Here is a 25722-nt window from a genome sequence, read left to right as displayed (position 1 = left end):
TTCTGAACAGGAGTCTGTCCATGTCTGTCCCTCTCGCGTCCCTTACCATTCCCGCCGGCCACGGCAAGGCCGTGCGCCTGAAAGCCGGGCAATCGGTGCGCGTCATCAATACCCATGGCACCCAGGTGGTCGACTGCTGGGCGTGGAACGCCTACGACCTCGAAGAATTCATGTGCATGGAAGCCACGCGCGTATGGACCCAGCACTTGAACCCGGTGGTCGGCGACAGCTTCGTCACCAACGCACGTCATCCGATCCTGACCGTGGTCGAGGACACTTCGCCCGGTGTGCACGACACCTTCATGGCAGCCTGCGATCGCCGTCGCTACGAGTTGCTCGGGTGCACCCACTATCATCGCAACTGCAGCGACAACCTGTTCGAAGGCATGCTGGAACTGGGCGTCACGCCCCCGCGCCGCAACCTTGCCTCTTTCAACATCTTCATGAACATCCGTGTGCAGCCGGACAACATTACGCTGGCCACCTTGCCGACGGTCACCCGCCCTGGTGACTACATCACCCTGCGCGCCGAGATGGATTGCTTCGTGGCCTTCTCGGCCTGCCCGCAGGACATCGTCAACATCCAGGGCCAGGGCGACAACACGCCAAAGGATGCGCAATTGCAGGTCATCGACGAGGCGTTCGCCACCGTCGCCGTCAAGGGCCCGTGGGTCCCGGATCACGTCAAGGCCGCGCAGCGCTGACCGGCGTCTTACCTTTCTGAACAGGGTGATTCATGAACACCGTCAAACACGCATTCGAGAAATACCTCAACCTGGCGGACGCACGACTGGGCACCGTCGCGCTGTCGGTCACCGACGACTGGTTCGCAGACGTGAACCGGCTGTTCCAGCACACACCTGCCGTCTTCAAAGCCGATGTGTTCGATGACAACGGCAAATGGATGGACGGCTGGGAGTCGCGGCGCAAACGCCACGAGGGCTACGATCACGCGATCATCCGCCTGGGCGTGGCCGGCACTTTGAAGGGGGTGGACATCGACACGTCGTTCTTCACCGGCAACTTTCCGCCTTCGGCCTCACTGGACGCCTGCTTCGTGGCTGCCGGCGATCCGGATGACACCACCGTGTGGACCGAGGTGCTCGGCGCCGTCGAGTTGAACGGCAACAGTCACCACCTCCATGCCATCGACGATTCCCGGCCTTATAGCCACCTGCGCCTGAATATCTTTCCCGACGGCGGCGTCGCGCGGTTGCGGGTGTATGGCGTGCCGCACAAAGACTGGTCGGCGGCCAGCGCCACGGACACCGTCGACCTGTGCGCAGCGCTCAACGGCGGTCGGGCCATTGCCTGCTCCGACGAGCACTACGGACAAATGGGCAACATCCTCAATCCGGGCCGTGCTGCGGTCATGGCCGAAGGCTGGGAAACCGCGCGCCGACGCACACCTGGCAACGACTGGGTGATCGTCGCCCTCGGCGTTCCCGGGGAAATCGAGCGAGTGGTCATCGACACGCTGCACTACAAAGGCAACTACCCGGATCGGGTCTCGATTCAGGCCGCTTGCGTCAAAGGCGGCACAGACAGCCAGATCGAAACCCAAAGCCTGTTCTGGCGAGAACTCCTGACACCGCAGAAAACCGAGATGGATCGCGAGCATGTCTACGCAGATGAGCTGGCAAAGCTGGGCCCCGTCACCCACGTGCGGCTCAACGTCTTCCCGGACGGTGGCGTCAGCCGGCTGCGTTTGTTCGGCAAGCCAAGCTGGCGCTGACACAGCATTCCTCGCCCTGTCATGCCTCGCACAGCGACCCTGTCGCCTTCACGTCCGGTTTCAATCGCGATAGCGCAGGGTCTCGACCAGCAGGGCAAAGCCTGAAGAGGCATGGCGGCGGCTTGGGTAGTAAAGGTGATAGCCCGGAAACGGTTCGCACCAGTCCTCCATCACGCGTACCAGCCGCCCCGCTTTTACGTCCGCCAGCACCTGGTCTTCGGGAAGGTAGGCCAGGCCCAGGCCGTCCAGCGCTGAATTGAGACGCAGGCTGATGTTGTTGAACACCAGTTGGCCTTCGACACGCACGTTGAACTCATGACCGTCTTTGTCCAGTGACCAGGGAGGAATGCCGCCGTAAGTCGGCAAACGGATGCCGATGCAATTATGCGTCGTGAGGTCCTGGGGTGTTTGCGGGACACCATGACGCGCGAAGTACTCGGGAGCGCCGACGATGGCCATGCGCAGATCAGGCCCGATGCGCACCGCGATCATGTCCTTGGCCACCTGATTGCCCATCCGCACGCCCGCATCGTAGCCCTCGGCCACAATGTCGGTGAGGCCATAGTCGACAATGATCTCCACCCGAAGGTCCGGGTTATCCGGCACCAGCCTGCGCAATGCTGGCTGAAGGACCGAAATGGCCGGGTGTTCGCCTGCGTTGATGCGTATCGTTCCCGAGGGCTTGTCGCGCAGCAGGCTCAGCGAAGCGAGTTCCTGGGCGATCTCTTCGAACCGCGGCGCCAGGGTGTCGAACAAGCGCCTTCCTGCTTCGGTCGGCGCGACACTTCGGGTCGTGCGGGTGAGCAACCGAAGCCCAAGCCGCTCCTCCAGCCCTCTTACCGTCTGGCTCAGCGCCGACTGGGAAACACTCAGCTTCGCCGCTGCACGGGTGAAACTGCGCTCCTTGGCCACCATGACGAACGCGGCCAACTCGTTGTAATTTTCGCTCGCCATTGATTAGCCTGACTTATAAGAACATGCGGATTATGGCAGCTTATCGCATTCTGCAACCGAGCTTATAGTGGTCTGAATCCTTTCACCGGACCCCGCAGAGACGATGAGCGTGCACCTGAGCCCTCCCCAACCCATTCGCAAGACCGCCATCCTCGCGATCATTCTGATCAGCTACGTGATGATCGTGCTCGACATATCCATCGTGCTCACCGGCCTTCCGAAGATTCACCAACAATTGGGTTTCAGCGAAGCCGGTCTCGCATGGGTCCAGAGCGCTTACACCCTGACGTTCGGCGGCTTCATGCTGCTGGGCGCGCGTGCCGGCGACATCCTCGGGCGTCGTCGAATGTTCGTCTGCGGTCTTGCGGTATTCATTGTCGCCTCACTGGCCATCGGCGCTTCGCAATCGGCCGACTGGATGCTGGCGTGGCGTGCCATTCAGGGCATTGGCGCCGCGGTGCTCGCCCCTTCCACCCTCGCCCTCTTGCAGACCCATTTTGCCGAAGGCCACGAGCGTACTCGGGCCGTTTCTTACTACGCCGCGGCAGCAGGCGCGTCAGCGACCGTGGGCCTGGTCGTGGGTGGCGTGCTGGCGGAGTGGGTGTCCTGGCGCGCCGGTTTCTATATCAATCTGCCCATCGGCATCGCGCTGATCATCGCGACCTATCGCTGCATCGAAGAAACGCCCAGGCACACGGGCAAGTTCGATCTGCTCGGCGCGGTCACCTCGACGCTGGGGATCGGTGGACTGGTGTTCGGCTTCATCCGCTCTGCTCAGAGTGGATGGGCGGATCCGGTGACCATCGTTTCGCTGCTCGGCGCGGTCATCCTGCTCGGCCTGTTTCTGGTGATCGAGCGCCGTGCGGCTCAGCCGATCCTGCCGCTGCATCTGTTTGCCAGCAGGACTCGGTCCGGCGCCTACGTCACGCGTGTTCTGTACCTGGGCGCGATGGTCGGTTTTTTCTTTTTCTCGACGCTTTATTTGCAAGAGGTGAAGGGTTACGGACCTGCGATCAGCGGTTTGGCGTTCATTCCGGCGACTGTTCTGCATGTGCCGTTCACCGTTGCAGTGCCGCGCCTGATCAGGCATTTCAGCGCCAATCGCCTGATGGTCGTCGGGATCGTGTTCGGCTTCGTCGGCATGGCCTGGCTGAGTCAGGCATCGGCGCAATCGTCCTATGTCACCGCCGTGGCACTTCCTATGCTGCTGATCGGCATCAGCCAGGGGTTGACCCTGAGCCCGCTGACGTCGGCAGGTGTGGCCGGCGTTGCGCAACGGGATGCCGGCGCCGCTTCAGGGGCCGTGAATGTCGCGCACCAACTGGGCAGTTCGGTGGGCTTGAGTGTGCTGGTTGCAGTAGCGGGCACCGCGAGCGCGGGACTGGTCGGCAACGCGCTTTCCGTCTCTCGCATCCATGCTGCATTCGATGCGGGAACCGTGATGCTGGTACTCGCGCTGGCGGTCGTGCTGACCACCATCGTTCGCCCCGTAACCGCTCAGCCGGACACCCCGGCAGGCGTAACTGACGCGGCCTGAGGAAACACACATGACTACCTGGCTTATCACCGGTTGTTCATCGGGACTCGGCCATGCCATTGCGACGGCCGTGCTCGATGCAGGCTTCAACGCGATCGTCACTGCTCGCAGTGTCGATAAGGTCAAAGCGTTCGAGCGCGCCTACCCCGAACGCGCCCTGGCCGTTGCGCTGGACCTGACAGACAAAGCGTCCATTGCGCAGACGATCGCGCTGGCTGAGGAGCATTTCGGTCCGATCGATGTACTGATCAACAACGCGGGTTATGGCTATCGCGCCGCCGTCGAAGAAGGTGACGAGGAGGATGTCGCCGACCTGTTCGCCACCCACGTGTTCGGTCCCGTTGCACTGACCAAGGCCGTGCTGCCGGCCATGCGTGAGCGACGCTCGGGCACGATCGTCAACTTCTCCTCGATTGGCGCACAGTTCTGGAATCCGGGCTCGGCCTATTATTCGGCCGCGAAAATGGCCCTGGAAGGCATCACTCTGACGCTCAAGACCGAGGTCGAGCCATTGGGTATTCGTGTGCTGGTCGTCGAGCCCGGCGCTTTCCGCACGGACTTCGCAGGGCGCTCATTGAAAGGCGCGAAGACGCATTTGGCCGACTACGCCGCAACGGTAGGCCCACGGCGGCCGGAGAACGATCGCATGCACGGCAGTCAGCCCGGCGACCCGAAACGCGCCGCTCGCCTGCTCGTGGATACGCTGGCCAAGGAGCATCTGCCACAGCGTCTTTTGCTCGGCAGCGACGCGGTGAGAATTGTCTCCGATGCGCTGAACCGCCAATTGGCGGAAATCGCTGACTGGGAGGCGGCCAGCATCAGTACCGACTTCCCGAAAGAGGCCTGACCGATGACTTCGCATCCCATGGACCGGCGCACAGTGCTGGTGAGCGCGCTCGCTGCGCTGGCCAGCGCACCGCTCATGGCACTCGGCGATACATCCGTCACACGCGAACGCACGCGTCCGAGCTCTCGAACGCTGGTGGCGTACTTCTCACGCTCCGGGAATACCCGTGTTGTCGCCGGGCTCATCCAGCGGGGTTTGGAGGCGGATCTGTTTGAGATCCGTCCGGCAACGCCCTACCCCGCGGACTATCTGGAAACCGTGGCGCAGGCCAGAAGAGAGCGCGACAGCGGCTTCGAGCCGGCACTGGAAAGCAGGGTCCTCGCGATAGCGGATTACGACACCGTGTACCTGGGTTTTCCCATCTGGGGAGAAACCGCGCCGCCGGTAGTGCGCTCGTTTCTGACCGCTCACCGCCTGAACGGCAAGACGCTCGTGCCCTTCATCACCCACGGCGGCTATGGCGTGGGCGACAGCCGCCGTGTTCTCAGCGCACACGCGCCTGATGCGAAGCTCACCGATGGCTTCGTGATGGAGGGTGAGCAGGAACGCAAAACCATGGAGCGCGTCACTGCCTGGCTTGGCGAACGCCACGTCCAAAGCTGACAGGGCGCAGGCTCAATTACAGCTTTCACTATTTTCTTGTACGGAGTCATCGATGAAAACTCGCACGCTGGGCAATGGACTCGAAGTGTCCGCGCTGGGCCTTGGATGCATGAGCATGACCTCGGCCTACGGACCGGCGGCTGATAGGCACAGGATGATTAAGCTGATTCGTGCCGCACATGATCAGGGGGTCACCCTCTTCGACACCGCCGAGGCCTATGGCCCGTTCAGCAACGAAGAGCTGCTGGGCGAGGCCCTGCAACCCATTCGCGATCAAGTGGTGATCGCGACCAAGTTCGGTTTCGATATCGACCTGAGTTCCGGTAAACGAGGCAGCGGCACCAACAGCCGGCCGGAGCACATCCGCGCTGTGACAGAGGCTTCCTTGAAGCGGCTGCGCACCGATCGGATCGATCTTTTGTACCAGCATCGCGTCGATCCCGATGTGCCGATCGAAGAGGTGGCAGGTACCGTCAAGGCACTGATCGCCGAGGGCAAGGTCAAGCACTTCGGCCTGTCGGAGGCAGGCGTGACAACCATCCGTCGCGCCCACGCGGTTCAGCGTGTGACGGCAGTGCAAAGCGAATATTCGCTGTTCTGGCGCGATCCGGAGCACGCTCTTTTGCCTGCGCTAAAGGAATTGGGCATCGGTTTTGTGCCTTTCAGCCCGCTGGGCGCCGGCTTTCTCACCGGCAAGATCGACGAGCACACAATGTTCGACGCCGCCGACTTCCGCAACCTCGTGCCCCGTTTCTCTCCCGACGCGCGCAAGGCCAACCTCGCGCTGGTCGACGTGATCAAAACCGTCGCGCATCGCCATGGCGCCACGGCGGCGCAGGTGGCGCTGGCCTGGCTGCTTGCGCAAGAGCCCTGGATCGTGCCGATACCAGGCACCACAAAGCCACATCGCCTCGATGAAAATCTCGGCGCTGTGGACCTGAAGTTGAGGGAGGAAGACTTGCGCCTGATCAACGACCGGATGTCCGCCATTCAGCTGCAGGGCGACCGGCTTCCGGCATCGGCCATGAAGATGACCGGGCTTTGACAGCGCCTCTCGCAGCATCTCGCCTGGCGCAATCGGCCCAGGCGGGAATCCATAAAGCATGACCGGTATGAAACCTTTGATTGCCGCCTTGTCGCTACCGGCTGGAGAGACCGACGCTCGGCCCGTAAGCGAGATCCGGATCAGCAGCGCGGTAACCGGAGGCGCTCGCGATCGCGCTTCCCGACGGCGCAGCGCGAGCCCGGCTGAGTGATCAGTAGTCCCAGAAGCCAGCGACCCAACGGAAGGCGTCGCCGTCGTGGGCTATCCGGCCGACCGAGGGAAATGGGAGATGGGTCGCAACGAACAGTTCGCCACTGGCTGCCGCCTCTCGCAGCAGGCGCACACGCACGCGCACCGATTCCTCTGGATCGTGTTCGAAACCGTTTTGCCAGTCAGGGTGCTCGAACGCGACGGGAAACACAGCGTCACCGGCGAAGGTCAGTCGTTGTCCGCAGGAGTCTACGTAGACCACGCAGTGCCCTGGCGTATGGCCGCCGGTGACCTTGGCAACCACGCCCGGCGCCACTTCGTACGCGTCTTCGAACGTGCGCACATGGCGGCCGTATTGACTGATGAATTGCCTGGCGGTGGATCGTAAAACCTCCGGCACCGGCTCCGGCATGGACGTGTGCGTGAAGTCCGGCGCCTCCCAGAACGCAACCTCGGCTGCCGCCACGTGAATGCGTATGTCCGGACGCAGCTGGCGTTTCACGTCTTCGACGAGCAGGCCGCCGATGTGGTCCATGTGCATGTGGGTGATGATCACGTCCGTCACCGAGGACAACTCGATGCCAGCGGCCTTCAGACGTTTGGGGAATTGTCCGGCGCGGGGGAATCCGGGGAATTGCCCGCCCAGCCCCGCATCGACGAGGATGACCTTTTCACCGCTGCGCACGATCAAAACGTTCAGTGCCCAGTCGAAGGCGTCCGGCCCCAAAAACATCTCTTTGAACCAGGCGGCCCGCTCCGCCGGGTCGACGTTGGTGGACATGGTCTGAGTGGGCAGCGGCAGCACCCCGTCGCTGACCACCATCACGTCGATCTCGCCGATCCGCAGCGCGTAACGGGAGGGCACGAGTTCCTCGAAACCCGCTTGACCGATGCACCCCTCGTCCGGTGCCGGTGGCCGGGCAACGCTGCCTTGCAGGGATGCCGATGCGTGTGGCGCGGGATGATTGAGGTAAGTTGCCATGGTGGTTCTCCTTTAGCATTTTGCGGACTTTCAAGGGCGGCGACAGAGGTCGCCACGGGAGCGCCGAATCGCTCGTGGAGAAAGTCTGCGCCGCGGCCGGCAAGGCCCGGAACCACACTTGGGTATATATTTTTCATCCTCAATCAGGGCTGCGCATGACACTTTTTGGCAACCGCGAAATCAGTCGAAGAACGTCACCACTTCGCTCAGTCCGCTTCGTGGCGTCTCCAGGCGGTTTTCCGACAGATCAGGGTCAGCCCACCCCAACGACATCCCTGCGATGACCATGTGGTCGGCCGGAATATCCAGCGTCTGGCGCAGCATTGAATGTTGCAGGGCCCAGATCTGCTGGGGGCAGGTGTCGAGTCCTCGCGCCTTGGCTGCCAGCATGATGTTTTGCAGAAAACAGCCGTAGCAGATGAAGTTCGCCCGTTCGAGCTTGCGGTCCATGGTGAAGATGATCCCGACCGGCGCATCGAAAAACCGGTACTGACGCTCCAGGTTCAGCATCCGAACGGCCTTTTCCGTGCGCGGGCAGCCTTGGGCGTCACCCAGTTGGTTACGGAATGAGTTGATCCGTTGCGCATAAGGCTCGTGAAGCTCAGCGGGAAAAAACAGGTATTCGGAGGCAAGGCTTTCCGGCGCCGAGCGATATAGCTGCACGGCGTTGTCGGTCACGCGGCCCAGGGTGCGACCGGTCAGCACGATGCAGCGCCATGGCTGGCTGTTACTGGAGCTTGGCGCGAAGCGCGCGACGTCAAGAATCTCCCTGACGGTGTCGAGCGGCACCGGCTTGTCGAGATAGCCCCGCTTCGAGCGTCGCGCCTGAATCAATTGATCGATTGGAAATGTCTCGGCCATCGTTTCGGGCTGCTTGTAGAGGTCGATGAAATGGACACGCAGGCTTCACCCGGCTGCAGTTCCGCCCGTAGGACCGGCTTTAGCCGGGAAGACGTCGGGCGTTACACCGCAGGATCCCAGCGTACTCACCGGCCCATTCCCGGCTGAAGCCGGTCCTACTGAAACATTGCGTGCACTCAATGGGACCGGCTGCAGTGCCGCGCCCATAGGACCGGCTTTAGCCGGGAGTCTAGATGCGGATCGGGGGCTTGGACATGCGCCGGTCGGAATGTTGCAATCAATGCCGTTGCGCCTTCAGGCGCTCTTGAGCCAACGCAGAAAACCGCCCTTTTTGATCTCGACCGGCTTTTGCAACAACAGCGACTGCCGCACGCCCTGTCGAAACACCTGCAGCTTGTTCAACGCCGCCTTGAATTCGTCGCCCTGCTCCAGATACCCGCGCAACGTGGCTTTGTCGATGCGCAACAGCACGCAGCCAGTCAGGCAACGAAACTGCGCCCGTGAGCGCCCTTCTGCCAGAACCCCCTCCTCGCCCAGCACCTCGCCGGGGCCCATGCGCGCCGCCTCGATCAGCCGCTCGCCGTCATGTATGGACGCTGAGACCACGCCAGTGCTGATCACCATCAGGAAGTCGGAAACCTCGGCCAGCTCAAGCACCACATGACCGGCAGGGCATTCCATGACGCGCATGTCCTGAGCCAGTTGGTCACGCTGAATGGTGCTCAAGGAGCGGAAGATTTTCACGTCTTCCAGCAACCACCGCTGCCGATTCCAGCGCTGCGTTTCCGAACCCTGCGCGCCTGCCCCGCCGGCCGAACTGCCAAGCTGTATGCCCGCCGCTTGCAGGTGCCGGTGAGCCAGGTCGAACAGGTGATTGCAGACCTCGGTGCGCTGGCTCAACGAGGCGATGAAACCTCGCGCTTCGTACTCGATGAATTCGGCGCCTTAGCTTTTCACCGATGCTTTGGCAGGGTGCGATGCGAGCAACTGACGCGTGCCCTGGCAAGCTCGCTCCAGCGCCTCGATCACCCGACCGGGACGCACGTGTGCCGAGACCTGCAGGGTGATGCTGACGCCATGGATGTCCACTGGACGACTGAAATTGAGGACCTTGGCGTTCGCCACAATCGAGTTCGGAATCACCGCCATGCTGCCGTGAGAGGTGATGAGGTGGGTCGCGCGCCAGTCGATGTCGACGACCTTCCCTTCGATGCTGTCGATCTGCACGTAATCGTCGACCTGATAGGGTTTGGTGGTGTTGAGCACGATGCCGGAGAACAGATCGCTCAGGGTGCTGCGCAGCGCCAGACCCGCAACGATCGCCATGCCCCCGGACGTCGCCAGCAGCCCCTTGACCGGCAACTGCATGACGTAACCCGCGGCGGCGACGATCGCGACCAGGAAAATCCCCGCGCCCAGAATGTCCTGAAACAGGCGCGCGGCATGTTCGCCGCGATTGAAGAACATCGCGCTGAGCACAACGGTGAGCGTGCGCGCCGCGAAAAACCACCACAAGACGGCGAGCACCGTGCTCAGCATGTTCAGCGCCACATCGTCAGGCCACGGCGAGGGCTGCAGCGGGCTGACGCCTGCGGCGATGATCAACCAGGAAAACAGCAGCAAGAGCGTAATGCGCACCAGGGTTCGGCGCAGCATGCGAACGGCGGGCGTCAGATGCCACACCAGCAGGTCAAGCGCGAGTAATGCGAACCCGGCAATCAGCGTGCAGAGTTGCGGAATGTCCAGCATGGCGTCTCCCGGCCTTCCACGAAAAAAGCCCGTCCCGGAAGAACCGGGACAGGCCAGTACACGATGTGTGCGGTCAAGCCACGGGGATCGAGGGATCTGCCGCCGCCAGCGCAGACGTCCGGTCAGCCACCGGTGGATAGATCCACACCGAGTTGATCTGACGCTTGAGCGCTTTGGCTTCATCCTTGATCAGCTTGACCTGACGATCCCAGCCCTCGGTGTACACCGCGCCCCACTCGCCCAAGTCCAGGCAGGTGACGTATTTGGGCTGGCTGTAGGGTCGGGTCGGCGCGCCAATCAGCTCGGCAGCGACGTTGTTGCCTGCGTGCCGCCCCAACGAGATCGCATGCTGGCAGGACATCGCGGCAAAGTGGCCCAGATCGTCGGTCGCGGCGTACGCGGTATCCCCTGCTGCATAGATGTCCGGCTGTCCGACCACTTTCAGGTTGTGGTCCACATACAGGCGTCCCAACGGATCACGCTCCCCCGGAATCTGCGCGGTCAGCGGGCTTGCACGGAAACCCACGGTCCAGATCACGGTGTGCGATTCGATGCGGCGACCGTCATCGAGTGTCACGCCCCCGGCATCGACGGCGGCGACGGTCGCGCCCAGGCACCACTCGATGCCCATCGCCTCGCTGGCCTGAGCGATGGACGGGCTGATGCCTTCGCCAAACGCCGCACCGATTTTCGCACCGCGCTCGACCACAATGACGCGAACGTTCGCCTCCTCGCCCAGCACTGCACGCAGTCGATGGGGCATTTCCGTCGCGGTTTCGATCCCCGTGAACCCGCCGCCACACACCACCACGGTGTTGCGGGCGATGGAATCCGGCTGCCCGGCCAGCGCGTGCAAGTGCGCCTCCAGCCGGGCTGCTGCCTGGAGGGTATCGACGTCGAAGGCGTGTTCCGCGACGCCCTCAAGGTTCGGACGCAACACGTGGCTGCCGGTCGCCAGCACCAACCGGTCGTAAGGCAACGACTGGCGATTGCCACCTGCCGCGACGTATTCGACCGTTTTCCCCACCGGGTCGATCCTGTCTGCGGTGCCCTGCACGAATTTGATTCCCGTGGAATCGAACAGCGCGTGCAATTCGGCTTTCATCTCGTGCACATCGGCTTCATAGAAACGCGGTCGGATGTGCAATTCGGCCTGAGGCGCCAGGACGCTGATCTGCACGTCCTGACGATCATTGAGGTCCAACTGCCGAGCAGCGCTCAACGCGCTCCATACCCCACCGAATCCAGCGCCAATGACCAGAATTTGTTGTTTCATCGTTTTGTGCTCCAGGCTGTTTGTACGCATGCTAGGAGCGTGGGAGAAACGGGTAAACGACATAAAACCCTGAAATTCTGCCAGCACGATGGCAGACATCGATCCTGCGCCAGGAAGCCCGTTGCAGAGCCTTCAGCGAGAGAAACGCACGCGGTAGTCCCGCGGCGAAATCGCCAGATGACGCTGGAACGTCACGCGCATCCGCTCCTCGTCGCCGAACCCGCAGGCACAGGCAATCTGAGAGATGCTGCGGTCCGAATCTTCCAGCAGCCGGCGTGCGGCTTCGAGGCGAAAAACCTCCAGCGCCTTGGCCGGGCTGCGGCCGGTCTTCTGCTTGTAGACACGACTGAAATTGCGCGCGCTCATGTTGGCCTGGCGCGCCAGCGTCTCGACGTCCAGATCTTCGCGGCGCAGGTTTTCGGTCAGCCAGACATGAAACCCGGCAAAGGTGTCGCCATCGTTCATCTGCGACTGCAGCATCTCGCTGAACTGCGACTGGCCGCCCGGACGCTTCATGAACACCACCAGCTCACGGGCGACTTTCATGGCGATGTCGCGCCCGCAGTCCTCTTCGACCAGCGCCAGTGCCAGGTCGATACCGGCAGTGACGCCGGCCGAGGTCCAGATCATGCCCTGCTGGATGAAAATGGCGTCCTGATCGACTTCGACGGCAGGAAAGCGCGCCTTGAGCATGTCGCACATCGCCCAGTGCGTCGCAGCCCGCTTGCTGTTCAACAGCCCGGCCTGAGCCAGCAGAAACGCCCCGCTGCACACCGACGCGGTGCGCCGCACCTGGGGCGCGTGCTGCGCGATCCAGTCAATCACGTCGGGGTTGTTTTCCATCGCGGTGAGGATTTCCGGCGAGCCCGGCACGATGATCGTGTCCACCGTCTCATCGACCAGCGAGGACAGTGTCCGGGTGTCGACCGCGACGCCCTCGGCCGTGGGCGTGATACCGCCCGCGATGCTGCCGGTCGGGCAGTGATAACCCGGCAAACCGAGCGCTTTCACCGCCCTGCTCGCCACCCAGAAGACCGTTTGCGCGCCCGTCAGGTCCAGCAGCCCGACTTGCGGATAGGCCACGAACAACACCGTGCGGGGACGACTGAACGGCGCCGAGAGCGCAGAACTGGTCATGAGGGATGTCTCCTGGAAACAAAAGGTAGGCGTGGACACACGCGCACATCAGTATTCATTGGATTGGCGGGCTTGTGTAGTGAGGGCGAGGGTGTTGCCGCAATCGCCGCGTCATCCCTGCAGCGATGACTGCCAGATGAATGAAACGGCGTGGGCGACGAGCGAAGGGACGACTGCGCGATCACGCGCCAGCCGGACAACGCATCCGCGACCGGGTCCACAAACAGCGGAGCGCCCCGGTCGTCTTGCCGCTTGAGCAGGTGTCAGTGGCGGGCGTAAGTGGGCGTGATCGTCGCCTTGCCGAGCACGTTCGCGTTGAGCATGTAGCCCACCAGCGCGCCACTGGCCTGTTCATCCAGCGGGAGTTTTTCCACCTTCAAGGCCCAGACCGTGAATTGATAGTGATGAGGTTTGTCGCCCACTGGCGGGCACACGCCGCCAAATCCCGGCTGACCATAATCGGTGCGTCCCTGCACTGCCCCGACGGGCAAATGGGCACCGGCCCCGCTTGGCAGGCCGTGGGTTGAAGCCGTCAGATTGAACACCGTCCAGTGCCACCAACCGCTCCCGGTCGGGGCTTCCGGGTCGTAGACCGTCACGGCGAAACTTTTCGTACCTTCGGGCGCATGACGCCATGACAACTCGGGCGATATGTTGCCACCCTCGCAGCCGAATCCGTTGAACACTTCACGACGGGTCAGCGAGCGGTTGTCGGCGATGTCGCGACTGGTAAGCGCGAAATCGGCGGCATGGGCGGTGAGCGATACCCCCAGGCAAACGGCTAGCGGAATCAGTTTTATCTTCATGGCGACCTCATCGAATGTCTGGACAGCGAACACGGTAGGTCGTCCAGCCCTTGCGGGCACTCATACCAAGGCATGTTTTTTGAGGTGTCGGGTGAACAAAACCCAGCCCTGACCGAGTGTCATCGATCCTCGCCGATCTTGACTGCAGGCCAAGCAAGCGGCGTGCGCAGGACAGGCATCAGCCGGGAAGAGGCCTGGTTCGTCGGCGCAACGCTGACGGCTAAACGGGCTGCCGGGAATTGGCAGGAATTCCGGGATTTATGTCGTTTGCCTGGCGCATCGGCTCTCTTAGACTTGATCGGGTTTTGCACCTGTTTGCAGGTCACCGGCAAGAGCATTTCCAACCGCGGCACCGGACCCAAGGGCACCTTTCAGATGACCAGTCAGATGACTAGCACCATGACCAGCGAGACGGCCTGCGTCTACATCGTCGATGACGACCCGTTGTTACGTGAGTCCCTGAGCAGCTTGCTGCGCTCCATCGGTTGGCGAGTCGAGCTGTTTGCTTCGGCGACGGAATTCCTCACGTTCAAAAGACCCGACGTCACCAGCTGTCTGGTGCTGGACGTCAGGCTGCAAGGCATCAGCGGCCTGGACTTCCAGAACGAACTGGTGAAGTCCCGAGAGACGCTGCCGATCGTGTTCATGACCGGTTATGGCGACATCGCGATGACAGTCAAAGCCATGAAAGCCGGCGCGGTGGATTTTCTGGCCAAGCCGTTCCGCGAGCAGGACCTGCTGGACGCCGTCAGCCTGGCCTTGCGCAAGGATGCCGAACAGCGCGAAACCAGCAAAGGCCATACCGAACTGATCAATCACTTCCGGACATTGAGCGCGCGCGAACGGCAAGTCATGGCGCTGGCCGCTTCTGGGCTGATGAATAAACAGATCGCCAGCGAAGTGTGCCTGAGCGAGATCACAGTGAAGATTCATCGCGCCAATGTCATGCGAAAAATGAACGCCAAAACCTTCGCGGAACTGGTGCGCATGGCCGAAGCCCTGAAACTGCGTCTCGACACTCAGCCTTCCTAGACGCAGGCGCAATCAACGATCGAAGGTCCGGGTCATCCATCGGCGCGCAGCCCACGTCGTTGGCGCACCGGGCATTTGAGTGCTTGTCGACACCCCCAACTGAAAGGAACAGCCCAGCGCCATGCGTGAAAATGAATCGTCCAGGCAACGCACTTCCAGGGGTTTCAACCCGTTCACGTCTCGCGCCATCACTGCGCTCAACGGCCATGCGAATTCGGGCCCTCTTATCCACGTCAGCAAGAGTCGCTACGAAACCTGGCTGATCTGGGCCATCGGCCTGGTGGTGACTGCGGGGATCGCGGTGATCAACACCGCCCCTCACCACCGCGACATTGCCGCAACGGTGATCTACGTGACGCTGCTGTTGATGGCCGCCAACGTCTTCACGATCCGCACCGTCATCGGCGTATCGCTGCTGTGCATGGCGACGATTGTGGTGATGTTTTTCGTCGACCACGGCTATCAGGACTGGGATTCCTTCACCAGTTTCGTGCGGTGTCTGACGGCATTGTCGGCCATCGGGTTTCTCGCGGCGCGGGCCAAGCAGGCGTCCGATCATCTGCGCCAGCACCAGATCTACCTGACCGGCGCCCAGTGCCTGAGCCAGACCGGCAGCGTCACGTTCAGCGGTGTGACCGAACTCATGGCATGGTCAGAGGAAAGCGCGCGGATTTTCGAGTACCCGATCGATATTCCGGTATCGAAGTCAATGATCCTGGCGCGCACGCCGGTGGAAGATCACGGCCTTATTCATCACGTCTTCAACCTGGCAGCGCAGCGCGAGCCGCAAATCGAGATACGCCATCGCCTGCTCATGCCGGACGGCCGCATCAAGCATATCCACATGGTGGCCACCGCACTGTTCGTGCAGGACGATCGCGTCGAATACCTTGGCGCGGTCATGGACGTCACCGAGCGGATTCAGGCTGAAGAAATGCTGTACCGGACGCAGGCGCAGTTGACCCACATGTGCCGGGTGACCACGCTGGGTGAATTGACCGCGTCCATCGCTCATGAAGTCAATCAGCCGCTGACCGCCGTCATCAGCAGCGCCGATGGTTGTCGCCGTTGGCTGGATAGGCCGCAACCGGACATCGCCGAGGCCATCCGGGGTCTGCAGCGGATCAACGACAACGCACACCGGGCCAGCGAAGTCATCAGTCGCGTGAGGGCGCTGGCGCGTAAATCCGACCCGATCCGGCGCCCCGAACCGATCAACGAGATTGTCAGGGAATCCCTCGCGCTGTTGCAGTACGAAATGGCCCACAACCACATTCGTCCCCATCTGGACCTGACGGCGGAGGACTCATGGGTGTCGGCAGACCGCATTCAACTGCAGCAAGTGTTGATCAATCTGCTGGTCAATGCCCGGCAGGCCATGAGCGGCATCGAACAGAAGCGGCGAATGCTCCACGTCCGGACGTTCGTCACGCCCTACGAGGTGATCGTCGAAGTAGCGGATTGCGGGCCGGGAATCGCGCCCGACATGCTGCCATCGCTGTTCACGCCCTTCTTCACCACGCGGGAAAGCGGGATGGGCATGGGCCTGTCGATCTGCCGGTCGATCATCGATTCTCATGACGGCAAGATCTGGGCACAAAACAATGCGAGCGGCGCCTCGTTCTTCATCTCGCTGCCCACCGTTCGACGGCCGTGGTGACCTGCGCGGACGGCCTTGATGCGCATCGTCACCACCGTCCCTCACGCTTGCGGTGCATCCAGCAGCACCCAGAGCCGGGTGATCTTGCCGTCGCTGACTTCTGCCACATCGACACCGCTGACAACGACCGGCCCGTTGGCTGGGCCCGCCTGCCATTTCAGGTAACCCAGGCCATGATGCCCCACCGCGATACCAGTGGCTGCGAACGAGAAATCAGCGCCGAACTGTTCCAGCAGCGCGCCGGCGACGTCCGAAATCGCGGTCTGACCGGTGACGATCCCGGCCGGCTCATACAGTGTCGGCTCGGCGCAAAAGAGCTCAGCGATGGCAGCCTCGCGCAGGGCACGATCCCGCTCGTTGAACACCCGCGTCAGGTTGGCGCGCAGGAGCGCGTCGTAGTCAGGCTCGGCAGTCGTTTTTGCTTGAGTTGAAGAGGTCATGGTGTTTCCTTTTGGTTGGGTCGTAATTGTGAGTAAACAGGTTGTGGCAGCGCCGGGTGATTTGCACAGAGGAGTGGTTGAGCGGCGCGCGGGTCAGCCTCAGGGGATCAACACAATCGAGCCGGTATGCTTGCGCGCGGCGATGGCGTGATGAGCCAATGCCGCCTCCTCCAGTCGATAGCGAGCGAGCTCCAGATGGCCCAGCGCGCCCTCCCGAAATCGCTCGAACAATTCTGATGCGGCCATGCCCTGGTTTTGCGCGTTGACGTACTGCGGCGTTGAGGGCTGGAGGTATCGGATGTTACGTGCGGCCAGCCGCGCGGGGTCCGCAGTGATGCCGCCCGACGCATTACCGGCGTGAATGAGGTCGCCGCCGTCACGCAGGGCGCTGATCGAAGCGTCCAGCGTCTGCCGACCGATCAGGTCGTACACCACATCGACGCCAGGCCCGCCGTTGGCGGCGTTGATCTGTCCAGCCAGATCCGGCTCATCCGAACGTAACACCGCATCGAGTCCCCAGCCCTCGACAATGTCTGCCTTGCCGGCGGACCCCACGGTCGCGATGACCCTGGCGCCCAGCGATTTCGCCCAACGTGCGAGCAAACTGCCGACCCCACCGGAGGCGCCGTGCACGACCACGCTTTCGCCGGCCTTGACCCTGTGCGCGTGTTTGAGCAGCGCCCACGCCGTGAGCCCCTTGGACAGAAGCCCGGCGGCCTGTTCACTGGCGATGTCGTCGGGAAGCTTGATCAATGCACCGGCGTCGATCACCCGGCGATCTGCGTAAGCACCGAACGCGAAGAAATAACCGACGCGATCACCCGCTTTCAGGTGCTGCACGTCGCGCCCGACGGCCTCGACGACACCTGCCGCCTCTACGCCCATGCTGAACGGCAGCGGCACCTTGAACGTGCCATCCCTGAACATCGTGTCGACGAAATTGACGCCGATGGCTTCGTGACGGATAAGCACCTGCTCACGGGAGGGCTGCTCCAGATCGAAGGTTTCGTAATGAAGGACTGCGGGGGCGCCTTGCTGGTAAATCCGGATGCGTTGAGTCATGGCCGCCTCGGCGATGGAAATGTTGTCAGTGAAAACCCAAGCCTGAGATCGAGCGGTGCCGCGCGATGAATGGCGGCACTGCTGACCGGATCATGGGTTCAGGAATCGATCAGGCGCTCTGGCCGCCATCGACATTGAGGGTCGCGCCGGTGATGTAGGACGCCTCGGGCCCAGCGAGAAAGGCCACGGCAGCGGCGATGTCCTCTGGCTGACCGTAGCGACCCAATGCGGCCAGGCCGGCAAGGAACGGTGCATGGTCGGCGGTTTCAGGGTTCATCTCGGTGTTGATCGCGCCCGGCTGGACGACGTTCACGGTGATGTTTCTGGGCCCCAGGTCCCGGGCCCAGCCACGGGTGTAGGCCGCCACCGCCGCTTTGGTCGCGACATAATCGGCTGCGCCGGGGAAAGGCACGCGATCGGCGCCGGTGGTACCCAGCGAAATGATCCGCCCGCCGTCGCTCATCAGGCCGACTGCCGCGCGCACGGCAGTCACGACGCCACCGATATTGACGGCTTGCTGACGGTCGAACGCTGCGATGTCGGCGTCGGGATCGCCAACGGGGCCGGTGACAAAGACGCCAGCGCTGTTGACCAGGATATCCAGGCGACCGAAATGCTGATGGACCTGCCTGACCAGCGCAGTCACTTGCGCCGGGTTGCCCTGATCAGCCTGAACGGCCAGCGCCTGCACGCCATGACGTTCTATGTCGGCGACCACTTGCTGCGCCTGCTCGGCGGATTTCGCGTAGCTGAACGCGACATGAGCGCCCTCTGCGGCGAGACGTTTTGCGATGGCGGCGCCGATGCCGCGAGAGCCGCCGGTCACCAATGCCACCTTGCCTTGCAGTTGCTGAGTCATTTGTCTGATCTCCACTTGGAGCCCGCCGGAATGGCGGGCTTCGTTTCGGTGGAGCCAATGTATGAGATAGCCAGCGCGGGATAAATTAGCTAAAAAGAACACCACTGTTCCTTCAAACGGGCTAATGCCTGCTGACCCTATCTGGAAAGGCGAATCATCACGTGGACTATTTCACGGCAGTCAAAGCGTTCATTCAGGTGGTCGAGGCAGGCAGCTTCGTCAAGGCAGCGCAAGCGTTGAGCCTGCCGCGCAACACCGTCACCAAACACATCCAGTCGCTGGAAGCCCACTTGCGCGTCAAGCTGCTCAACCGCACCACGCGGCGCATTTCGCTGACCAATGACGGCACCGCGTATTACGAGCGCATGGTGCGGGTGGTGGATCAGTGGCTGGAGGCGGAGTCGGACCTGGTGAGCACCCAGGCTCGCCCCCACGGGCGGTTGCGGGTAGACATGGGCTCGACCATGGCGACCATGCTGGTGTTGCCGGCGTTGCCGGAATTCCAGAAGCGCTACCCGGAGTTGCAACTGGACATCGGCGTGAGCGACAGGCCCGTCGACCTGCTCGGTGATCGGGTCGACTGCGTCATTCGCGGCGGCACCCTGAGCGATCCATCTTTGATCGCCAGACGCCTGGGCAGCCTCAACTTCGTCACCTGCGCGACGCCGGCCTATCTGGCCCGCCACGGCACACCGCTGCACCCGACCGACCTTGAGACGAACCACCAGATGGTTCGCTACTTCTTCGCCGGCACCCAACGACGCCTGCCGGTGGAATTCGTCAGAGGTGAGGAGCGCATCTCGGTGGACGCCCATTACTTTGTCTCGGTGAACGACTCCAACGCCCTGCTCGCCGCCGCGCTCGCGGGTATGGGGGTGTTGCAGACGCTGATGTTCATGGCCGAACCGCATTTCAAGTCTGGCGCACTGATTCCACTGCTCGAAGACTGGTCGCTGGAGCCGAACCCGATCTACATCGTCTACTCCCCCAACCGACACCTCAGCGCCCGCGTCAGGGTCTTCGTGGAATGGCTGGTCGAGCTGTTCGAGGCGAAGGGGTTGCGTTGACACATTGCACACGAGCTTGAGGCGCAGGTTTGAAGCGTGGGTGGGTGGTTGGTTGTTATTGATGGTTTTTGAGTGCGTTGGGCGAGGAGCGCGTTCGATCCTCGAAGATTGATCGGGAATACGGCCGCGCTTTGGAGCAAGCAGCTAAAGGTCAGGAACGGTCACTGTCTTGTCGCTGAAAACGAAGACCCCTCCAGTTCATTAGGTCTCAACGCGCTGATAAGATTTGCTCATCAAACAACTGAGTTCTTTTCATGCTACGGATTGCAGCCCTCTCAATTGCCATGGCCATCCTTTCATTACCCGCATTTGCACAAGAACAATTTCAGTGCGGTGGCGCAACTGTCACCATCGCGGTGGATACGACCATGCCATTGCGCTCTACAGAAGGCGCAGACGTTATCCTGCGAGTTGAACGAGGCCCACGCTCAACAATCTTGCGGTATAGCAATGTGGACTTCGTGGGCGGTCAATGCGACACCGATGCGAATCATGCTAGCCGAATCATTTATCAGGCAATATGCGCCGGTAGCGGTTGCCATGATTTGTCGAACTGGGGAGTGATTAACCCTGATAGCCTTCAAGCGCTGCTCGTACCTTCAAACGACAGCCTTGAGCAGGCCATTGCCCTGCTTGGGCATAAGCCAGTGCTGAAAGACAAACCAATGAGTGTGAGCCTTGAAGCACACCGCCTCGGACTACTGACCCCATGACCCTCAGCGATATACCCGATCTGGGTGGGAAGCCGTCCTTCAGGATCCGGCTGTCCTAGGGCTGAGCCAGATCGGATGTCCGGCCACCGGCGCGAATAGCAGAACCATCTGGGTTCATCGCATCCTCATCCCGGCGGCTTGGGTAATACTGTTTTTTGTCGTCGAGCCCATAAAAGATAATCCCATGGATGCCCATCGCTTGGGATTTGGGTACGGGACTTTCCCAGAGCCTACGGAAAATAGATTCAAGTTCAACGTCTTCTTCTCTTTCCCATATTTCCGACGAGAATGCGATATCCGTGCCCGCAGGAAACAGAGTGTTAAATGATGCTTCATCACAGGAAAAGATGTCGTAGACGCAATTGAGTGCGCCGTTGATGATTTGAATATTTTTCATGAGCGAAAGTCCTTATATCAGAGAGGGTAGATTCAGGCTGTTCGGCTTGTTGAACGCCGTCCAATCAAGAGTGAGCGGCTGCTCTGGGTCGGCAGCTGCCACTCAGGGCGCCGCCCCAATTTCACGAGCACTCATGGTTACGTAACGGCTCTCTCAAAATCACTGAGCGCCTGGTTGACCTTGTATCGAAGCATCATCGATGCAGAAAGCTTAACCATAGCTTCGAACATGACATGCCCTGATTCTATCTCACACTGACCAACGCAACGCCCCGCATACTCGCCAGGTTCGTATGCGTAAACTGTGTAGTAAACCCTACCAGCCTTTCGGTTCAATCCCGCAGAGATATGTGTGACCGCCCCTTCCCTCACACCTGATTCAGGACGTGAAAACTCCAAGACGTCTTCAAATGGAATGAACATCGCCGATGCGGACATCACAAATAGACTCGCGATATCCAACGCTTCTTCAACGCTTCCAATCTCAGGAGTTACGTACTCATGCTCAAGAACATTACGCATATCTACGACTTTTCGCAACAGACTCGGCGCGAGTAGTCCCAAAGCCCTAAGACGTTCAATCTTCTTCGGCACGCTCCATCTGAATGACGGATAGCCAAAAGAGGTCAGCAATTGATCTAGTTGGCTGACAATGGCACGTTTTGCATTGGCCGTAGCGTTGACAAGAGCCGCCAATCCGCCCCGTTCAAAATCGTCCTCCGCCAGCGATAGAAACTCGACCGGTGAGGTCTCAAGACCAGCCAATTCAAAACTACCACCGCCTGACGCGACCGAACACTTGCCCATATCAAATTTATGAGCGAGGCAAAATTCTCTGATATCCATTTCACTCCAGCCGATTGGCAATTGTCAGAACAAAAAGCAGTGTATCAGCGAGAATGCTCCATGAATTCCACCGACCCTTGAAAGCAGTGTGGAACCACGTGGTTTTCGAAACGCACACGACAATCGCCCTCTGATGCTGCCGCTACTTCGCACCGGCGGCTCCCGGCCAGAAGCAGACATCAACAATCTATATGAGTTATCGGTCATGCAAACGACAGCTTTTCCAACCGAATCCGAAGTTCGTCTCGTGGCGCAGCGCGCCTTGCTGGGTGAAATTCCCCCACGCCTGAGGTCCGTGTCGTTCGATATCGCTGATGATGGGCGACTGCGTGGGCGATTCGAGTTCGACGGTGATCCGACGGATGAGGAGCGGGAATGTGCCAGCGTCGTTATGACAAATGTCGTAGCGGCGCTCAGCCCCGCTATTTCGTTGTCCGAAGAATTCGTGTCCAACACTTTCCCAAAACAACGGAATTTCCTGCCTATTTCTGTCTATGCGCGAAACGAAGATGTTTGGAACAGCTGGACCGCGAGCTATGGAAACCAATAATTGAACGACTGCAATGGGTCGATTGCTGTCACTCAATGATAGTGGAAAAGCCTTGAGATCAAGCGTGAGGCTTTATCACCGTCAGCCTCATAAAGATCGTGTAATCCGACCTGATCGGTGAGTTTGTGTAGATTGAAGTGGTTGTAAAACGCTTGGCCCAGTCGCTGATGCTCGAAGCCTCCTTGACTCCAAAGCCGGACGAACTCCTCATAAGCGGCGCGTTCGATCTGTAACGAGGAGTCATTTCCCATTTCAGGTTCCTATCATTAGAGGGAATCAAGCGTACTAGCTGCCTATCAGCCCTTCCAGCTCGGCCTTTCCAATCAGATAGTCAGCTATCGGCCAGAAGCAGACATCCGCGAGTTCCCTTCGGTCTTGCCGCACTCAAGCCTAACGTGTGTAATCGGGATTATCTTGAAGCAAGGAGCAAGGTATGCCGCACAACATCATGACTTTTCAGGATGCGATTCGCCCTGGCAGCTCATCGAACGGCTGTACCAGTGTTGAGCGTAGCTTTGCTGATTTCCAAATCGACGGGCGTTCGTTACTGGACATTCTGGTGACGGCTGACGGTGGGCACGCTGACTACATGAGTGGTTTCGTATCAGGTTATCCAGAGCAGAGTCTCCGATTTGCCGACAACCTGATTCGATGCGACCAGCCACAGGCAGAGCACTGTCGGGTGGTCCTTTACATCTGTCCCGAGTGCGGAGACATAGGGTGCGGAGCCTACTCAGTGCAAATTCGCAGTTTCAGTGGCGGGATCATATGGGAGGGATTTGCTTACGAAAATGGATATGAAGAACCTCGGGTAATCGCCGACGTCGGCCCATTTATATTCAGCTCAGCACCCTATGTGCGCGCTGTGAAAGCCGCATCTGAGCTTTGATTTGGCGGCGTCAGACGACTGCCTCCTTGGTCTAGTGTGTCCGCTCTGGGTCGATAGCTGCCATTTGAGCGTCTACTGCCCGCCCATCAAGATCTCTTGGCACAGAAGACTTCGCACCCATTCAAGGAGGATTGACCCCATGAACCTTCAACAACTCACGCACCTGCCGCCGCAAATGGCTAACCTTGAGAAAGAGGCAGTTGCAGAAGGCTTCAGGTTTCTCACCAGACTGATTTCAGAATGGAATTCCGGCACCAATCGCTTCGATGCGCCCGGCGAATTCCTCATGGCGGCCTATCTGAATCAGCGCTTGGTGGGCATTGCAGGTTTGTCTGTTGATCCGTTTACGCATGACCGTACAGGAAGGTTGCGACGTGTGTATGTGGCGCCTGCATCGCGCGGGCAGCAGGTTGGCCGCAGACTGGTAAACGCATTGCTTGCCCACGCCGCGTTGCACTTTGAAAGTGTGCGTCTGTACACCGACACCTCAGAGGGGAGCGCTTTTTATCTGCGCTGCGGCTTCACTCGAACAGACGACGCTCACGCGACCCACATAGTCCAGATCAATAACCTCTGAGGTTTTTGGCCATCGTCCAGAATCTAACGGGCGCGACCTTAGGCCTGGAAGATTCTTTACGTGCAGTCTGTCCAACTCGCTCAGACCTTCGCGCCACAGTCTTCATCACATTCTCCATGCACCTTGAGGCTGATCGGGCCCATCGTCGGCCAAGGCTTCGCGCAGGCCAGCGATGTCCAGCGGCCGGCAGTAGGCCGGACGAGCCCGCTCGAAACGATGACCTTCTGCGAGGGCGCCCGCATCTACCACATCAAACCCGAACCGCTCATGCAGATTGATGACCCTACGCTTGGCGTCCGCGTCATCACCCGCAATCGGCAATGCCCGGCGCCACATCGAACTGTCCGGATGTGAATGTGCAATGAGATCGCGCTCCAGAATGGCGTTGAATGCCTTGACCACCCTGGCACCGGAGAGATGCCGCGCCAATATCTCGCTGGTGGTGCTTTCATGGTTGTCCAGTTCGGCGATCTGACCGTCACGCTGGGGATAGTAGTTACCAGCATCCAGCACGATCGTGCCGGTAAACGCCTGTACTGGCAGCTCTGAGTAGCGGCCAAAAGGAGTAGCGAGTAACACCAGGTCGCCAAAGGTTGCGGCCTGCTCGACCGTTCCGACCTGACATCCCAGCGATGCGACAGTGCTGGTCAATGTATGGGGCCCGCGCGAGTTGCTGAGCATGACCTCGCACCCATTTTTCATGGCGAGGGCAGCGATTGCCCGACCGATAAATCCCGCTCCGATAATGCCGATTCGCATTGCTCAACTCCTGCTTTTCATACAGATATTGCTGAAAGGCCCTTGCCCATCAGCTCGATAGTCAGGATGCTATTTGAAATCGGAAGGATTAAATATTGGCTTTAGATTGCGAGAGTCGAAACCATGAGTACTGAATGATGGACCAATTGCAAAGCATGGCCGTGTTCATCAAAGCCGCAGACAGCGGCTCATTCTCCGCGGCCGCAGAAGCTCTGGGCATGTCTTCGCAGATGGCTGGCAAACATGTCAGCTCTCTGGAAGAGCGTCTGGGCGTGAAGTTGCTGAATCGCACGACACGTCGGCAAAGCCTGACCGAGATCGGCCAGCAGTATTACGAACGCTGTAAGCGCGTGCTGGCCGAAGCCCAAGCCGCCGACGCCGTGGCCGAGAACTACACAGAAGCGCCACGCGGCCGGTTGCGCATCAGCGCCCCTGTGACCTACGGGACCTACTGCCTGATGCCGCTGTTGAACCGCTACCTGCGTCGATATCCGGAGGTAAAGGTAGAACTGTCGCTCAATGACCGCTTCGTGGATCTTGTCGATGATGACTTCGAGGTCGCGATCCGCATCGGGAAGCTGGACGACTCCAGCCTGATCGCTCGTCCATTGGCCCCCTACCGGCTGATTGCCTGCGCTGCCCCAAGTTACCTCGCCGAGCACGGCACCCCACTGTCGCCGGACGACCTCACTGGTCATCATTGCCTGGGATCAAACGCCTGGCCCGCGACGGTGTCAGGCGAGTGGAGAATGCTGGGTGGAGAAAATCTGCAACAGCTCGCCCGGCAAAGTCGGCTTCAGGTCAACGACGCGCGCGCACAGCGTGCTGCGGCCTGCGACGGTTTGGGCATTATCGTGGGGGCTGAGGTCATGCTCGCAGACGATATTCGTGAAAGTCGCCTGGTACGCCTCTTTCCCCAGCTCCAGACACCAGCACGACCGGTTCACCTGTTGTATGCGAGCGACCGGCGTATGCCGCCCAAGCTGCGCAGCTTTATCGAACAAGTGGTGGCAGAACTTGAAATTGATCCGGGTTCAATGAGGTGAGGGTGTAGACGGGGGGCCAGCCAGCGTTTGAGATCCGACGCCGCCAATAGAGACCACAGGCCTGGTTGGCCAATCGGTGCTTGT

At 60.6% G+C, this 25722-nt stretch carries 27 protein-coding genes and 1 pseudogene; 14 read left to right on the top strand and 14 right to left on the bottom strand.

Annotated features, from left to right (window positions below):
- Positions 1-20 precede the first annotated feature (20 nt).
- Positions 21-704: an urea carboxylase-associated family protein gene (locus QRN36_RS14400; protein ID WP_285424650.1), complete on the top strand. Its 684-nt coding sequence runs from the start codon at positions 21-23 to the stop codon at positions 702-704.
- A gap of 32 nt (positions 705-736) precedes the next feature.
- Positions 737-1735, top strand: a complete 999-nt coding sequence (gene alc / locus QRN36_RS14395) for an allantoicase (protein ID WP_285424649.1) — start codon at positions 737-739, stop codon at positions 1733-1735.
- A 60-nt stretch (positions 1736-1795) separates the two neighbouring features.
- On the opposite strand, the gene QRN36_RS14390 is transcribed toward alc, so the two are convergent.
- Positions 1796-2689 (bottom strand): LysR family transcriptional regulator, encoded by an 894-nt coding sequence (locus tag QRN36_RS14390; RefSeq protein WP_285424648.1) that lies wholly within the window; start codon positions 2687-2689, stop codon positions 1796-1798.
- 103 nt (positions 2690-2792) lie between these two features.
- On the opposite strand from QRN36_RS14390, the gene QRN36_RS14385 reads away from it, so the two are divergent.
- The 4 genes from QRN36_RS14385 to QRN36_RS14370 are packed head-to-tail and all read left to right on the top strand — an operon-like array spanning position 2793 to position 6721.
- Complete coding sequence (locus QRN36_RS14385; RefSeq protein WP_285424647.1) at positions 2793-4226, top strand: MFS transporter; 1434 nt, start codon at positions 2793-2795, stop codon at positions 4224-4226.
- Between the two features lie 10 nt (positions 4227-4236).
- Entirely contained in the window at positions 4237-5073 is an 837-nt protein-coding gene (locus tag QRN36_RS14380; protein WP_285424646.1) for an oxidoreductase, read from the top strand.
- Positions 5074-5076: 3 nt separating this feature from the next.
- A complete protein-coding gene (locus QRN36_RS14375; RefSeq protein ID WP_285424645.1) occupies positions 5077-5676 on the top strand; it encodes a flavodoxin in 600 nt (199 codons plus the stop codon).
- A 52-nt stretch (positions 5677-5728) separates the two neighbouring features.
- Positions 5729-6721, top strand: coding sequence for an aldo/keto reductase (locus QRN36_RS14370; RefSeq protein ID WP_285424811.1), 993 nt, complete (start codon positions 5729-5731; stop codon positions 6719-6721).
- 211 nt (positions 6722-6932) lie between these two features.
- On the opposite strand, the gene QRN36_RS14365 is transcribed toward QRN36_RS14370, so the two are convergent.
- The 6 genes and pseudogenes from QRN36_RS14365 to QRN36_RS14340 all read right to left on the bottom strand — a co-directional run bounded on the left by QRN36_RS14365 (position 6933) and on the right by QRN36_RS14340 (position 13742).
- On the bottom strand, positions 6933-7913 hold the full coding sequence (locus tag QRN36_RS14365; protein WP_285424644.1) for an MBL fold metallo-hydrolase: 981 nt from the start codon (positions 7911-7913) through the stop codon (positions 6933-6935).
- Between the two features lie 180 nt (positions 7914-8093).
- Complete coding sequence (locus QRN36_RS14360) at positions 8094-8774, bottom strand: nitroreductase (protein WP_285424643.1); 681 nt, start codon at positions 8772-8774, stop codon at positions 8094-8096.
- Between the two features lie 294 nt (positions 8775-9068).
- Positions 9069-10523, bottom strand: a pseudogene (locus QRN36_RS14355) (mechanosensitive ion channel domain-containing protein).
- A 73-nt stretch (positions 10524-10596) separates the two neighbouring features.
- Positions 10597-11799, bottom strand: coding sequence for an NAD(P)/FAD-dependent oxidoreductase (locus tag QRN36_RS14350; protein ID WP_285424640.1), 1203 nt, complete (start codon positions 11797-11799; stop codon positions 10597-10599).
- 132 nt (positions 11800-11931) lie between these two features.
- Positions 11932-12936 carry a GlxA family transcriptional regulator gene (locus QRN36_RS14345; RefSeq protein WP_285424639.1) on the bottom strand — a complete coding sequence of 335 codons (1005 nt, stop codon included), beginning with the start codon at positions 12934-12936 and terminating at the stop codon, positions 11932-11934.
- Positions 12937-13199: 263 nt separating this feature from the next.
- Positions 13200-13742: a kinase inhibitor gene (locus tag QRN36_RS14340; protein WP_285424638.1), complete on the bottom strand. Its 543-nt coding sequence runs from the start codon at positions 13740-13742 to the stop codon at positions 13200-13202.
- A 387-nt stretch (positions 13743-14129) separates the two neighbouring features.
- On the opposite strand from QRN36_RS14340, the gene QRN36_RS14335 reads away from it, so the two are divergent.
- Positions 14130-14774: a response regulator transcription factor gene (locus QRN36_RS14335; protein WP_285424637.1), complete on the top strand. Its 645-nt coding sequence runs from the start codon at positions 14130-14132 to the stop codon at positions 14772-14774.
- Positions 14775-14895: 121 nt separating this feature from the next.
- On the top strand, positions 14896-16434 hold the full coding sequence (locus QRN36_RS14330; RefSeq protein WP_285424636.1) for a sensor histidine kinase: 1539 nt from the start codon (positions 14896-14898) through the stop codon (positions 16432-16434).
- A 41-nt stretch (positions 16435-16475) separates the two neighbouring features.
- Here the strand turns inward: QRN36_RS14330 and QRN36_RS14325 are convergent, their stop codons facing one another.
- The 3 genes from QRN36_RS14325 to QRN36_RS14315 all read right to left on the bottom strand — a co-directional run bounded on the left by QRN36_RS14325 (position 16476) and on the right by QRN36_RS14315 (position 18795).
- On the bottom strand, positions 16476-16874 hold the full coding sequence (locus QRN36_RS14325; RefSeq protein WP_285424635.1) for a nuclear transport factor 2 family protein: 399 nt from the start codon (positions 16872-16874) through the stop codon (positions 16476-16478).
- A gap of 99 nt (positions 16875-16973) precedes the next feature.
- Positions 16974-17936 carry a quinone oxidoreductase gene (locus QRN36_RS14320; protein ID WP_285424634.1) on the bottom strand — a complete coding sequence of 321 codons (963 nt, stop codon included), beginning with the start codon at positions 17934-17936 and terminating at the stop codon, positions 16974-16976.
- Positions 17937-18045: 109 nt separating this feature from the next.
- The gene (locus QRN36_RS14315) at positions 18046-18795 is read right to left on the bottom strand and encodes an SDR family NAD(P)-dependent oxidoreductase (protein WP_285424633.1); all 750 of its coding nucleotides are present in this window, start codon (positions 18793-18795) and stop codon (positions 18046-18048) included.
- Positions 18796-18956: 161 nt separating this feature from the next.
- Between QRN36_RS14315 and QRN36_RS14310 the strand changes: the two genes are divergently transcribed.
- Entirely contained in the window at positions 18957-19862 is a 906-nt protein-coding gene (locus QRN36_RS14310; RefSeq protein WP_285424632.1) for a LysR family transcriptional regulator, read from the top strand.
- Between the two features lie 254 nt (positions 19863-20116).
- Complete coding sequence (locus QRN36_RS14305) at positions 20117-20575, top strand: hypothetical protein (RefSeq protein WP_285424631.1); 459 nt, start codon at positions 20117-20119, stop codon at positions 20573-20575.
- Between the two features lie 55 nt (positions 20576-20630).
- Here QRN36_RS14305 and QRN36_RS14300 read toward each other — a convergent pair whose 3' ends face one another.
- Both QRN36_RS14300 and QRN36_RS14295 read right to left on the bottom strand, forming a co-directional pair.
- Positions 20631-20972 carry a hypothetical protein gene (locus QRN36_RS14300; RefSeq protein ID WP_285424630.1) on the bottom strand — a complete coding sequence of 114 codons (342 nt, stop codon included), beginning with the start codon at positions 20970-20972 and terminating at the stop codon, positions 20631-20633.
- Between the two features lie 137 nt (positions 20973-21109).
- The gene (locus tag QRN36_RS14295) at positions 21110-21817 is read right to left on the bottom strand and encodes a hypothetical protein (protein WP_285424629.1); all 708 of its coding nucleotides are present in this window, start codon (positions 21815-21817) and stop codon (positions 21110-21112) included.
- 133 nt (positions 21818-21950) lie between these two features.
- Between QRN36_RS14295 and QRN36_RS14290 the strand changes: the two genes are divergently transcribed.
- A complete protein-coding gene (locus tag QRN36_RS14290; protein WP_285424628.1) occupies positions 21951-22367 on the top strand; it encodes a hypothetical protein in 417 nt (138 codons plus the stop codon).
- Between the two features lie 32 nt (positions 22368-22399).
- Here QRN36_RS14290 and QRN36_RS14285 read toward each other — a convergent pair whose 3' ends face one another.
- Complete coding sequence (locus tag QRN36_RS14285) at positions 22400-22618, bottom strand: hypothetical protein (protein ID WP_285424627.1); 219 nt, start codon at positions 22616-22618, stop codon at positions 22400-22402.
- A gap of 182 nt (positions 22619-22800) precedes the next feature.
- On the opposite strand from QRN36_RS14285, the gene QRN36_RS14280 reads away from it, so the two are divergent.
- Together QRN36_RS14280 and QRN36_RS14275 are read left to right on the top strand one after the other, a co-directional pair.
- Positions 22801-23256, top strand: coding sequence for a hypothetical protein (locus tag QRN36_RS14280; RefSeq protein WP_285424626.1), 456 nt, complete (start codon positions 22801-22803; stop codon positions 23254-23256).
- Between the two features lie 139 nt (positions 23257-23395).
- Positions 23396-23833, top strand: coding sequence for a GNAT family N-acetyltransferase (locus QRN36_RS14275; protein ID WP_285424625.1), 438 nt, complete (start codon positions 23396-23398; stop codon positions 23831-23833).
- 105 nt (positions 23834-23938) lie between these two features.
- Here the strand turns inward: QRN36_RS14275 and QRN36_RS14270 are convergent, their stop codons facing one another.
- The gene (locus QRN36_RS14270; RefSeq protein WP_285424624.1) at positions 23939-24592 is read right to left on the bottom strand and encodes an NADPH-dependent F420 reductase; all 654 of its coding nucleotides are present in this window, start codon (positions 24590-24592) and stop codon (positions 23939-23941) included.
- A 137-nt stretch (positions 24593-24729) separates the two neighbouring features.
- Here QRN36_RS14270 and QRN36_RS14265 point away from each other — a divergent pair, with 137 nt between their 5' ends.
- Positions 24730-25638 (top strand): LysR family transcriptional regulator, encoded by a 909-nt coding sequence (locus QRN36_RS14265; RefSeq protein WP_285424810.1) that lies wholly within the window; start codon positions 24730-24732, stop codon positions 25636-25638.
- Positions 25639-25722 lie beyond the last annotated feature (84 nt).

The sequence above is a fragment of the Pseudomonas sp. efr-133-TYG-103a genome, assembly GCF_030209235.1.
GTDB lineage: Bacteria > Pseudomonadota > Gammaproteobacteria > Pseudomonadales > Pseudomonadaceae > Aquipseudomonas.
This window is presented reverse-complemented; position numbering and strand designations above follow the sequence as displayed.